Genomic DNA, 11,685 nt, shown 5'->3' with positions numbered 1-11,685 from the left:
ACGGAGCGTACTGAAACGTAATCACTCCGTACAATCGACGGCGGCGGCCGGCCGCGCGCCGGGGGTAATCGGGTACGGAGCCCCACCCGTGTCGCGATAGGCTCGGTGCACGACTTTCTTGATGTTCTCGAAGTTCAGGCACGTTTCAGGGAGCGGGTGCGCACAGTGTCCGGTGGTGAGGTGGCCGGGATCCTGGTGGCCGTGTTCTGGGCGATCCTGGTCTCCTTCCTCGCCGTCGCGCTGGCGAGGCTGGCCCAGACGCTCAGGGCGACCACCAAGCTCGTGGCGGACGTGACCGACCAGGCGGTCCCGCTGCTGTCCGACGCCTCCCAGGCGGTGCGTTCGGCGCAGACCCAGATCGACCGTGTCGACGCGATCGCCTCCGACGTCCAGGAGGTCACGTCGAACGCGTCCGCGCTGTCGACCACCGTGGCCTCCACCTTCGGCGGTCCGCTGGTCAAGGTCGCCGCCTTCGGCTACGGCGTGCGCCGGGCCCTGGGCGGCCGCAAGGAGGACGTGCCCGCCAAGGCGTCGAGGCGTACGGTGATCGTGGGCCGCACCGTCCCGGCCGCGCGGCGGGGGAAGCGGAACAACCGGGAGAAGTAAGGACTAGCGATGTTCCGCCGTACGTTCTGGTTCAGCACAGGTGTCGCCGCCGGTGTGTGGGCCACCGCCAAGGTCAACCGCAAGCTGCGGCAGCTGACCCCCGAGAGCGTCGCCGCCACCGCGGCGAACAAGGCTCTGGAGACCGGCCACCGGATCAAGGACCGCGCGGTGGGCTTCGCCCTCGACGTCCGCGACAACATGGCCCGGCGCGAGGCCGAACTCGGCGAGGCGCTCGGTATCGACGCCCCCGTCGACCGCGAACTGCCCCCGCCCCGGCGGCTCGCCGCCATCGAGAACCACCACAGCCCGAAGTACGTCGAGGGATCGACGTACCCGACGTACTCGTACAACCGGAATGAGGACCACTGATGGAGTCGGCTGAGATCCGCCGCCGCTGGCTGAGCTTCTTCGAGGAGCGCGGGCACACCGTCGTCCCTTCGGCGTCGCTCATCGCGGACGACCCGACTCTGCTCCTCGTCCCGGCCGGCATGGTGCCCTTCAAGCCCTACTTCCTGGGCGAGGTCAAGCCGCCGTTCCAGCGCGCCACCAGCGTGCAGAAGTGCGTGCGCACGCCGGACATCGAAGAGGTCGGCAAGACCACCCGGCACGGCACGTTCTTCCAGATGTGCGGCAACTTCTCCTTCGGCGACTACTTCAAGGAAGGCGCCATCAAGTACGCCTGGGAGCTGCTCACCAGCCCCCAGGACAAGGGCGGTTACGGCCTCGACCCCGAGCGCCTGTGGATCACCGTCTACAAGGACGACGACGAGGCCGAGCGCATCTGGCACGAGGTCGTCGGCGTGCCCCGCGAGCGCATCCAGCGCCTGGGCATGAAGGACAACTACTGGTCCATGGGCGTCCCCGGCCCCTGCGGCCCCTGTTCCGAGATCAACTACGACCGCGGCCCCGAGTTCGGCGCCGAGGGCGGCCCCGCCGTCAACGACGAGCGGTACGTGGAGATCTGGAACCTCGTCTTCATGCAGTACGAGCGGGGCGAGGGCATCGGCAAGGACAACTTCGAGATCCTCGGGGACCTGCCGAGCCAGAACATCGACACGGGCCTCGGCCTTGAGCGGCTCGCCATGATTCTGCAGGGCGTGCAGAACATGTACGAGATCGACACCTCCATGGCCGTCATCAAGAAGGCCACCGAGCTGACCGGTGTGGCCTACGGCGACACCCACGCCTCGGACGTCTCGCTGCGTGTGGTCACCGACCACATGCGCACCTCCGTGATGCTCATCGGCGACGGCGTCACCCCGGGCAACGAGGGCCGCGGCTACGTGCTGCGCCGCATCATGCGCCGCGCCATCCGCAACATGCGCCTGCTCGGCGCCACCGGGCCGGTCGTCAAGGACCTCGTCGACGTCGTCATCGGCATGATGGGCCAGCAGTACCCGGAGCTGGTGACCGACCGCGAGCGCATCGAGAAGGTCGCCCTCGCCGAGGAGAACGCCTTCCTCAAGACGCTCAAGGCCGGCACCAACATCCTGGACACCGCCGTCACCGAGACCAAGCGGTCCGGCGGCGCGGTCCTCTCCGGCGACAAGGCGTTCCTGCTCCACGACACCTGGGGCTTCCCGATCGACCTCACCTTGGAGATGGCCGCCGAGCAGGGCCTCTCGGTGGACGAGGACGGCTTCCGGCGCCTGATGAAGGAGCAGCGGGAGCGGGCCAAGGCCGACGCCCAGGCGAAGAAGACCGGTCACGCCGACATGGGCGCCTACCGCGAGATCGCGGACAGCGCCGGCGAGACCGACTTCATCGGCTACAGCGACACCCAGAGCGAGTCCACGGTCGTCGGCATCCTCGTCGACGGCGTCTCCTCCCCGGCCGCCACCGAGGGCGACGAGGTCGAGGTCGTCCTGGACCGCACCCCGTTCTACGCCGAGGGCGGCGGCCAGATCGGCGACACCGGCCGCATCAAGGTGGACACCGGTGCCGTCATCGAGGTCCGCGACTGCCAGAAGCCGGTGCCGGGCGTCTACGTCCACAAGGGTGTCGTCCAGGTCGGCGAGGTCACGCTCGGCGCCAAGGCCCAGGCCAGCATCGACGTGCGCCGCCGCAAGGCCATCGCCCGCGCCCACTCGGCCACCCACCTGACCCACCAGGCGTTGCGCGACGCGCTCGGCCCGACCGCCGCCCAGGCCGGTTCGGAGAACCAGCCCGGCCGCTTCCGCTTCGACTTCGGTTCCCCCGCCGCCGTGCCGACGGCCGTGATGACCGACGTCGAGCAGAAGATCAACGAGGTGCTCGCCCGCGACCTGGACGTGCACGCCGAGGTCATGGGCATCGACGACGCCAAGAAGCAGGGCGCCATCGCCGAGTTCGGCGAGAAGTACGGCGAGCGGGTCCGGGTCGTCACCATCGGCGACTTCTCCAAGGAGCTGTGCGGCGGCACGCATGTGCACAACACCGCCCAGCTCGGCCTGGTGAAGCTGCTCGGCGAGTCCTCCATCGGCTCGGGCGTACGCCGGATCGAGGCCCTGGTCGGCGTGGACGCCTACAACTTCCTGGCCCGTGAGCACACGGTCGTCGCCCAGCTCCAGGAGCTGGTCAAGGGCCGTCCCGAGGAGCTTCCGGAGAAGGTCTCCGCCATGCTCGGCAAGCTGAAGGACGCCGAGAAGGAGATCGAGAGGTTCCGCGCGGAGAAGGTCCTCCAGGCCGCCGCCGGTCTGGCCGAGTCCGCCAAGGACGTGCGCGGGGTGGCCGTGGTCACCGGTCGGGTGCCGGACGGCACGACCCCGGACGACCTGCGCAAGCTGGTCCTCGACGTGCGCGGGCGCATCCAGGGCGGCCGGGCCGCCGTGGTCGCCCTGTTCACGGTGAACAACGGCAAGCCGCTCACGGTCATCGCCACCAACGAGGCCGCGCGCGAGCGCGGTCTGAAGGCCGGTGACCTGGTGCGCACGGCCGCCAAGACGCTCGGCGGCGGCGGTGGCGGCAAGCCGGACGTCGCCCAGGGCGGCGGCCAGAACCCGGCCGCGGTCGGCGACGCCGTGGACGCGGTGGAGCGGCTCGTGGCGGAAACGGCCAAGTGAGCGGAGCGATGAGGAGAGGCCGCCGGCTCGCCGTCGACGTCGGGGACGCCCGGATCGGGGTCGCGTCCTGCGACCCCGACGGGATCCTCGCCACACCGGTGGAGACGGTCCCCGGCCGGGACGTCCCGGCGGCCCACCGCCGGCTGCGCTCGCTCGTCGAGGAGTACGAACCCATCGAGGTCGTCGTCGGTCTGCCCCGCTCCCTCAAGGGGGGCGAGGGCCCGGCGGCCGCCAAGGTCCGCGCCTTCGCGGGGGAGTTGGCCAAGGGCATCGCCCCGGTGCCGGTCCGCCTGGTGGACGAGCGGATGACCACGGTGACGGCGAGCCAGGGACTGCGGGCGTCCGGGGTGAAGTCCAAGAAGGGACGCTCCGTGATCGACCAGGCCGCCGCGGTCGTCATTCTCCAGCAGGCCCTGGAATCCGAACGGGTGTCAGGCAGAGCACCCGGCGAGGGCGTCGAAGTGGTCATCTGATCGCGGTACGGTAACGTTCCGCGCGATGCGGCGGTCCTCGAACGACCGCCGCACGGCAAGAGGCGGAACAGAAGCGGGCGTCACGCATCGTGACCACCGCCTCGCGGCGCTAGGGGATCGATGACTGAGTATGGCCGGGGCCCGCACCCCGAACCGTGGCATCCGGAGGACCCGTTGTACGGGGACGGCGGATGGGGAGGTCAGCAGGTCCCCGCGGACCCGCAGTCCCCCTACGGCGGCCTGCCCCAGCACCATCCCCAGGCGCCGCAGCAGCACCACGACCCGCAGGCGCAGCAGCACCACGGCGGCTGGGCCCAGACGCCGCAGCCCGGCTACGACGGGCAGTACCCACAGTACGGGCACCAGCCCACCGGACAGTCCCCGCACTACGACCCGCACCACGATCCGCAGGGCGGCCGGCCGCACTACGACCCGCACGCCCCGCAGGCCGGCCAGTCCCCGGGCCAGTACCAGCAGGGCGGCTGGGACGGCACCGGGGCGCACGCCCAGCAGCCGTACGGCACCGACCCCGTCGACCCGTACGGCGGGCAGTCCCTGGCCTACGGCCAGGAACAGCATGATCTCTACGGCACTCCCGAGGCCTACCCGCCCCCGGAGCCGCCGAACCGCAGAAGTCCCGAACCGGAGCCGCGGACCGACTGGGACCCCGAGCCCGAGCCGGCCCAGGACGAGGACCACGCCTTCTTCGCGGACGGTGACGGGGACGACGCGGACACCGACGACGATCCGGACGCCGACGCACCCGGGCGCGGCCGGGGACGCGGTGAGCGCGCCGGACGCGGCGGCAAGGGCCGGGCGGGCAAGGCCGGCCGGAAGAGACGCAACGGCTGTGCCTGCCTGGTCGTCGTCGCGGTGTTCGGCGGCGGCATCGCCGGCGTCGGCTACTACGGCTACCAGTTCTACCAAAATCGTTTCGGCGCGGCGCCCGACTTCGCGGGCAGCGGCAACGGCGAGCAGGTCACGGTCGTCATCCCCAAGGGCGCCGGCGGTTATGTGATCGGCCAGGAGCTGAAGAAGGCGGGTGTCGTCCAGAGCGTCGACGCGTTCGTCTCCGCCCAGGCCGCCAACCCCGACGGCAAGCAGATCCAGGACGGTGTCTACACCCTCCAGAAGCACATGTCCGCCGCGAGCGCCGTGCAGCTGATGCTCAGCCCCAAGAGCCGCAGCAACCTGATCATCGCCGAGGGCTCGCGCAACACCGCGGTCTACGCGCTGATCGACAAACGCCTGGGGGTGCCCGACGGCACCACCGCGAGCGCGGCGAAGAAGGACTACAAGAAGCTCGGGCTGCCCGAATGGGCACTGAACCACGCCGACCTCAAGGACCCGCTCGAAGGGTTCCTCTTCCCCTCCAGCTACGCCGTCGCCAAGGGCCAGCAGCCCGAGGACGTGCTGAAGGACATGGTGGCGCGGGCCAACGAGCGCTACACCGCGCTGGGCCTGGCCAAGAAGGCGCAGGGCCTCGGGCTCGACGGCCCCTGGCAGCTGCTCACCGTGGCGAGCCTCGTGCAGGCCGAGGGCACCAGCCACGACGACTTCCGCAAGATGGCCGAGGTCGTCTACAACCGCCTCAAGGCCGGCAACACGCAGACCAACGGCAAGCTGGAGTTCGACTCCACGTACAACTACGTGAAGAACCAGAGCAAGCTCGACCTGTCCATCGCCGAACTGCGCAGGTACAACAACCCGTACAACACGTACTACGTCACGGGCCTGCCCCCCGGGCCCATCGACAACCCCGGCGAGGAAGCGCTCAGGGGCGCCCTCGACCCGACGGACGACGGCTGGTACTACTTCATCTCGATGGACGGCAGGACCAGCAAGTTCACCAAGACACTCGCCGAGCACGAGAAGCTGGTCGACGAGTGGAACCTCTCCAAGAAGAGCCAGTGATGACGTCATCCCGCCGGGCCGCCGTACTCGGTTCGCCCATCGCCCACTCCCTCTCCCCGGTGCTGCACCGCGCGGCCTACGCCGAGCTGGGGCTCACCGGCTGGTCCTACGACCGGTTCGAGATCGACGAGGCGGCCCTGCCGGGCTTCCTCGAAGGACTCGGGCCCGAGTGGGCGGGGCTGTCGCTCACCATGCCGCTGAAACGGGCCGTCATCCCGCTGCTCGACGAGATCAGCGATACGGCGGCCTCCGTCGAGGCGGTCAACACCGTCGTCCTGACCGAGGACGGCCGCCGCACCGGCGACAACACCGACATCCCGGGCATGGTCGCCGCGCTGCGCGAGCACGGCATCGAACAGGTCGACTCGGCGGCGGTGCTCGGCGCGGGCGCCACCGCCTCCTCCGCACTGGCCGCCCTGGCACGCGTCTGCACCGGCGAGGTCGTCGCCTACGTCCGCAGCGACGCCCGCGCCGCCGAGATGCGCGGCTGGGGCGAGCGGCTGGGCGTGGAGGTCCGCACCGAGGACTGGTCGCGGGCCGGACGGGCGCTGACCGCCCCGCTCGTGATCGCCACCACCCCGGCCGGCACGACCGACGCCCTCGCGACCGCCGTACCCGAACGGCCCGCCGCCCTCTTCGACGTGCTCTACGACCCCTGGCCCACCCCGCTGGCCGCCCGCTGGTCCATGGCAGGCGGCGCCGTCGTCAGCGGCCTCGACCTCCTCGTCCACCAGGCGGTCCTCCAGGTCGAGCAGATGACCGGCCGGGCCCCGGCCCCGCTGGAGGCCATGCGCCGGGCCGGCGAGAAGGCCCTGGCGGACCGCTGACCCCCGGATCACCCGCCCGCTCGCTCGCCCACCTGTCCGCCCGTGCCGGGCGGTGTGCCCGGCCCGGCCGTGGGGCGGGTGACAGACCGCCCGTGCTGGCCCCTGTCCCCCGAACGCCCCTGCCGAACGCACCCCGGCCGCCCCGCCGGAGCGGCTCCCGGTGGCGCGTCCGAGGGCGCTGACACGACCGCTGACGCGAGCGCTGACAGCCGGATCGCCCCAGCCCGTCCGCCGGGCGGGGCGGGGCTCTCGGGCCGGCTGGCGCGTCCCGGCTCGGGGGCACCCCAGGTGTGCTCCGGGGCGGTCGCGGCGGGTGGGAGGCCCGGCCGCGGCGTACCGCGGCCGGACGCCCCGCGCTCCGGTACGGGCCCGGCGCGCACCCCGCGCGGTGTCCGCCGGCCGTCCGGCTGGTGGACCGGCGGCGGGCTTCGGCTCCCGGACGTGGGAGGATCGGGGACGGCGGGCCAGGGCCGCGCACCCGGTCGCGCCGTCGCAGTTCGAGGCGCGAGCATGAGGAGCATCGTTGAGCAGGTTGCGTTGGCTGACCGCGGGGGAGTCCCACGGACCCGCACTTGTCGCGACGCTGGAGGGCCTTCCCGCCGGCGTGCCCATCACCACGGACATGGTGGCGGACCACCTCGCGCGGCGCCGCCTGGGCTACGGGCGCGGCGCACGGATGAAGTTCGAGCGGGACGAGGTCACCTTCCTCGGCGGGGTCCGGCACGGACTCACCCTCGGCTCCCCGGTGGCCGTCATGGTCGGCAACACCGAGTGGCCCAAGTGGGACAAGGTCATGGCGGCCGACCCGGTGGACCCGGGACGAGCTGGCCGAGCTGGCGCGCAACGCGCCGCTGACCCGGCCCCGCCCCGGCCACGCCGACCTGGCCGGCATGCAGAAGTACGGCTTCGACGAGGCCCGGCCGATCCTGGAGCGGGCCTCCGCCCGGGAGACCGCCGCGCGCGTGGCGCTGGGCGCGGTCGCGCGGTCGTACCTGAAGGAGACGGCCGGCATCGAGATCGTCTCGCACGTCGTGGAGCTGGCCGCCGCCAAGGCGCCGTACGGGGTGTACCCGACCCCGGCGGACGTGGAGCGGCTGGACGCCGACCCGGTGCGCTGCCTGGACCCGGACGCCTCCGAGGCGATGGTCGCCGAGATCGACCAGGCCCACAAGGACGGCGACACCCTCGGCGGTGTGGTCGAGGTCCTCGCCCACGGCGTCCCCGTGGGCCTCGGCTCGCACGTGCACTGGGACCGCCGCCTCGACGCCCGGCTCGCCGCCGCCCTCATGGGCATCCAGGCGATCAAGGGCGTGGAGCTGGGCGACGGCTTCGACCTGGCGCGGGTGCCCGGCTCGAAGGCGCACGACGAGATCCTGACCACCGACGAGGGCATCCGGCGGGCCACCGGCCGCTCCGGCGGCACCGAGGGCGGCCTCACCACCGGTGAACTGCTGCGGGTGCGCGCCGCGATGAAGCCGATCGCGACCGTGCCGCGCGCCCTGCAGACCGTCGACGTGGCCACCGGCGAACCGGCGCAGGCCCACCACCAGCGCTCCGACGTGTGCGCGGTCCCGGCGGCCGGGATCGTGGCCGAGTCCATGGTGGCCCTGGTGCTCGCCGACGCGGTCGCCGAGAAGTTCGGCGGCGACAGCGTGCCCGAGACCCGCCGCAACGTCCGCTCCTACCTCGACAACCTGGCGATCCGATGAGCGGGGCCCCGGCCGTGGTCCTGGTCGGGCCGATGGGCGTGGGCAAGTCCACCGTCGGCCGGCTGCTGGCCGACCGCCTCGGCCTCGCCTACCGGGACACCGACGACGACATCGTGGCCGAGCAGGGCCGCGCCATCTCCGAGATCTTCGTCGACGAGGGCGAGGACGCCTTCCGCGCGCTGGAGAAGGAGGCGGTGCGCCGGGCGGTCGCCGAACACGGGGGCGTCCTCGCGCTGGGCGGCGGCGCCGTCCTGGACGCGGACACCCGCGCGCTGCTGGCGCCGCTGCCCGTCGTCTGTCTGTCGATGGACGTCGAGGAGGCGGTGCGCCGCACCGGCCTGAACGTGGCCCGCCCGCTGCTCGCCGTCAACCCGCGCAAGCAGTGGCGCGAGCTGATGGAGGCCCGCCGCCATCTGTACGAGGAGGTCGCCACGGCGGTGGTCGCCACCGACGGCCGCACCCCCGAGGAGGTCACCGGAGCCGTCCTGGACGCGGTGGGGCTGAAGGACGCGGCGGCGCCGAAGACCGTATCCCCCGGGGCGGGCGCCCCGGACCCCGGGCAGGAGAACGCGATGACGCAGCAGGTGACCAGGATCCGGATCGGCGGCACCGACGGCACCGATCCCTACGACGTGCTGGTGGGCCGTCAGCTCCTGGGCGAGCTGGCCGGGCTGATCGGCGAGCAGGCGCAGCGGGTCGCCGTCATCCACCCCGAGGCGCTCGCCGAGACCGGCGACGCGCTCCGCGCCGACCTGGCCGGGCAGGGCTACGAGGCCGTCGCCATCCAGGTGCCGAACGCGGAGGAGGCCAAGACCGCCGAGGTCGCCGCCTACTGCTGGAAGGCGCTCGGCCAGTCCGGGTTCACCCGCTCCGACGTGATCGTCGGCGTGGGCGGCGGCGCCACCACCGACCTGGCCGGGTTCGTCGCCGCGACCTGGCTGCGCGGGGTGCGCTGGGTCGCCGTCCCGACCACCGTGCTCGCCATGGTGGACGCGGCCGTCGGCGGCAAGACCGGCATCAACACCGCCGAGGGCAAGAACCTCGTCGGCGCCTTCCACCCGCCCGCGGGCGTGCTGTGCGACCTGGCCGCGCTGGACTCCCTCCCGGTCAACGACTACGTCTCCGGGCTCGCGGAGGTCATCAAGGCGGGCTTCATCGCCGACCCGGTCATCCTCGACCTGATCGAGTCCGACCCGCAGGCCGCGCGCACCCCGGCGGGTCCGCACACCGCCGAGCTGATCGAGCGCTCCATCCGGGTCAAGGCCGAGGTGGTCTCCGCTGACCTCAAGGAGTCCGGTCTGCGGGAGATCCTCAACTACGGCCACACGCTCGGCCACGCCATCGAGAAGAACGAGCGCTACAAGTGGCGGCACGGCGCGGCCGTCGCCGTCGGCATGCACTTCGCCGCCGAACTGGGCCGTCTGGCGGGCCGGTTGGACGACGCGACCGCCGACCGGCACCGCACCGTCCTGGAGTCGGTCGGGCTCCCCCTGCACTACCGCCACGACCAGTGGCCCAAGCTGCTGGAGACCATGAAGGTCGACAAGAAGTCCCGGGGCAACCTGCTGCGGTTCATCGTGCTCGACGGCCTGGCCAGGCCCACGGTGCTGGAGGGCCCCGACCCGGCCGTGCTGCTCGCCGCGTACGGCGAGGTGGGGGAGTAGCTCCCCCGAAGGGCGATCCGTCCGATCCGCCGTGCGGCGGCGGGCACTTCGGACCGTCCCCGGCCGTTCACCACAGGGCGGCCGGGGACGGTACCGTTCGGTAAGGAGCGGGCACGGGCCCGCTGCCAGCGCCCATGGCCTTGTACGAGACGGAGTGGCACCGGATGCAGCACGCAGTGGGTTCTCCGCTGCCGCCGCCCCACCAGCCGGGGCACGGACCGGCCGCAGGCTGGCCGCCGGCCGCACATCACCCCGGGCCGCACCCGGGCGCCCATCCGGCCCCGGGCCCGGTGCCTCCGCCGCCCCCGGCCCCGGGCCACCACGCCGGACCTCCGGCCGGACCCGCGGTCGGCCACCCGGCCGGACCCGCGGCGGGCCACGCACCGGTGCCGCCGCCGCAGGTCTCCGCGGCCCCCGTGCCGCCCTCCGCGCCGGACGCCACCGGCCATGTCCGGCTGCCGCCCGGCGCTCCGGTCGCGATGCCCGCGCCGCCGCCCGCCCAGGCCGTGCCCGACCCGACCGTCACCACGCTCGCGGTGCTCCTCATCGGCCCCGCGGGCGCCGGCAAGACGAGCGTCGCGCGCCACTGGGCCGAGCACCGCCGGGTGCCCACCGCGCACATCAGCCTCGACGACGTCCGCGAGTGGGTCCGCTCCGGCTTCGCCAACCCGCAGTCCGGGTGGAACGACAACTCCGAGGCGCAGTACCGCCTGGCCCGCCGCACCTGCGGCTTCGCCGCGCGCAACTTCCTCGCCAACGGCATCTCCTGCATCCTCGACGACGCCGTCTTCCCCGACCGCCCGGTCGTCGGACTCGGCGGCTGGAAGCGGCACGTGGGACCTGGACTGCTCCCCGTGGTGCTCCTGCCCGGACTCGACATCGTCCTGGAGCGCAACGCCGAGCGCAGCGGCAACCGCCGCCTCACCGACGAGGAGGTGGCCCGTATCCACGGCCGCATGGCCGGCTGGTACGGCTCCGGGCTGCCCATCATCGACAACTCCCAGCTCGACATACCGACCACGGCCCACGTCCTGGACGAGGTCCTCGCCCGAGCCATCGCGAGCCCGCCGAACTGGTAGCCCAGCGGGCGGGGCAGCGCGCGGGGCGGACCGCCGGGGAGACGGGGGCGGGGACCCGGGTCCCCGTCAACCGTCGGGCCCACCGGCGCCCGACGCACCACCCCGCGTCCGGCTCCCGGAGGCTGACCGGCATGCGTCGTGCCGTCGCGCGGTTCGTCCTGCCGGTGCGCCGGGCGGCCCGGCCACGTCGCCGCGGCTCCTGGCGGGGCGAGCCGCAGGCCGTCCCAGCGGCAACCGGAGTGTCCGGAGTATGTCGTGCCCCCAGTCGTGCCCCCGAGGGCTCCGCCCCGGCACTCCACCGGCGGCACCCGCCACGCCGCGCGCCCCGCGGCTGTCGTCCCCGTCACCGCCGCGTACCGACAGCGCCGTTCC

At 72.9% G+C, this 11,685-nt stretch carries 8 protein-coding genes and 1 pseudogene; all 9 read left to right on the top strand.

Annotation, left to right across the window (positions count from 1 at the left end; genetic code table 11):
- Positions 1-156 precede the first annotated feature (156 nt).
- The 9 genes and pseudogenes from R4Z62_RS05240 (at position 157) to R4Z62_RS05200 (ending at position 11,313) form a co-directional block, all read left to right on the top strand.
- The gene (locus tag R4Z62_RS05240; protein WP_173860802.1) at positions 157-606 is read left to right on the top strand and encodes a DUF948 domain-containing protein; all 450 of its coding nucleotides are present in this window, start codon (positions 157-159) and stop codon (positions 604-606) included.
- A gap of 9 nt (positions 607-615) precedes the next feature.
- Positions 616-975, top strand: a complete 360-nt coding sequence (locus R4Z62_RS05235) for a hypothetical protein (protein ID WP_064531658.1) — start codon at positions 616-618, stop codon at positions 973-975.
- Positions 975-3,647 (top strand): alanine--tRNA ligase, encoded by a 2,673-nt coding sequence (gene alaS / locus R4Z62_RS05230; RefSeq protein WP_491519238.1) that lies wholly within the window; start codon positions 975-977, stop codon positions 3,645-3,647. Before R4Z62_RS05235 ends, alaS begins: the two co-directional genes overlap by 1 nt.
- Positions 3,648-3,655: 8 nt before the next feature.
- On the top strand, positions 3,656-4,120 hold the full coding sequence (gene ruvX, locus R4Z62_RS05225; protein WP_064531655.1) for a Holliday junction resolvase RuvX: 465 nt from the start codon (positions 3,656-3,658) through the stop codon (positions 4,118-4,120).
- 120 nt (positions 4,121-4,240) lie between these two features.
- Positions 4,241-6,034, top strand: a complete 1,794-nt coding sequence (mltG, locus tag R4Z62_RS05220) for an endolytic transglycosylase MltG (protein ID WP_491519237.1) — start codon at positions 4,241-4,243, stop codon at positions 6,032-6,034.
- Positions 6,034-6,861 carry a shikimate dehydrogenase gene (locus R4Z62_RS05215; protein ID WP_491519236.1) on the top strand — a complete coding sequence of 276 codons (828 nt, stop codon included), beginning with the start codon at positions 6,034-6,036 and terminating at the stop codon, positions 6,859-6,861. The genes mltG and R4Z62_RS05215 overlap by 1 nt, the downstream gene beginning before the upstream one ends.
- Before the next feature lie 523 nt (positions 6,862-7,384).
- A pseudogene (gene aroC, locus R4Z62_RS05210) lies at positions 7,385-8,570 on the top strand (chorismate synthase).
- On the top strand, positions 8,567-10,234 hold the full coding sequence (aroB, locus tag R4Z62_RS05205; RefSeq protein WP_078531242.1) for a 3-dehydroquinate synthase: 1,668 nt from the start codon (positions 8,567-8,569) through the stop codon (positions 10,232-10,234). Before aroC ends, aroB begins: the two are co-directional and overlap by 4 nt.
- A 164-nt stretch (positions 10,235-10,398) precedes the next feature.
- Entirely contained in the window at positions 10,399-11,313 is a 915-nt protein-coding gene (locus R4Z62_RS05200) for a Pro-rich N-terminal domain-containing protein (RefSeq protein ID WP_491519235.1), read from the top strand.
- Positions 11,314-11,685: the final 372 nt, after the last annotated feature.

This window comes from Streptomyces sp. PL-25, from assembly GCF_058344915.1.
Note: the sequence above shows the minus strand (reverse complement) of the source record. Positions and strands in the feature narration are given on the sequence as shown.

Excerpts from the sequence above, each read along its gene's own strand:
- R4Z62_RS05235 (WP_064531658.1), top strand. The coding sequence starts at position 616 with ATGTTCCGCCGTACGTTCTGGTTCAGCACAGGTGTCGCCGCCGGTGTG.
- ruvX (WP_064531655.1), top strand. The coding sequence starts at position 3,656 with ATGAGGAGAGGCCGCCGGCTCGCCGTCGACGTCGGGGACGCCCGGATC.
- R4Z62_RS05200 (WP_491519235.1), top strand. The coding sequence starts at position 10,399 with ATGCAGCACGCAGTGGGTTCTCCGCTGCCGCCGCCCCACCAGCCGGGG.
- R4Z62_RS05215 (WP_491519236.1), top strand. The coding sequence starts at position 6,034 with ATGACGTCATCCCGCCGGGCCGCCGTACTCGGTTCGCCCATCGCCCAC.
- aroB (WP_078531242.1), top strand. The coding sequence starts at position 8,567 with ATGAGCGGGGCCCCGGCCGTGGTCCTGGTCGGGCCGATGGGCGTGGGC.
- alaS (WP_491519238.1), top strand. The coding sequence starts at position 975 with ATGGAGTCGGCTGAGATCCGCCGCCGCTGGCTGAGCTTCTTCGAGGAG.
- mltG (WP_491519237.1), top strand. The coding sequence starts at position 4,241 with ATGACTGAGTATGGCCGGGGCCCGCACCCCGAACCGTGGCATCCGGAG.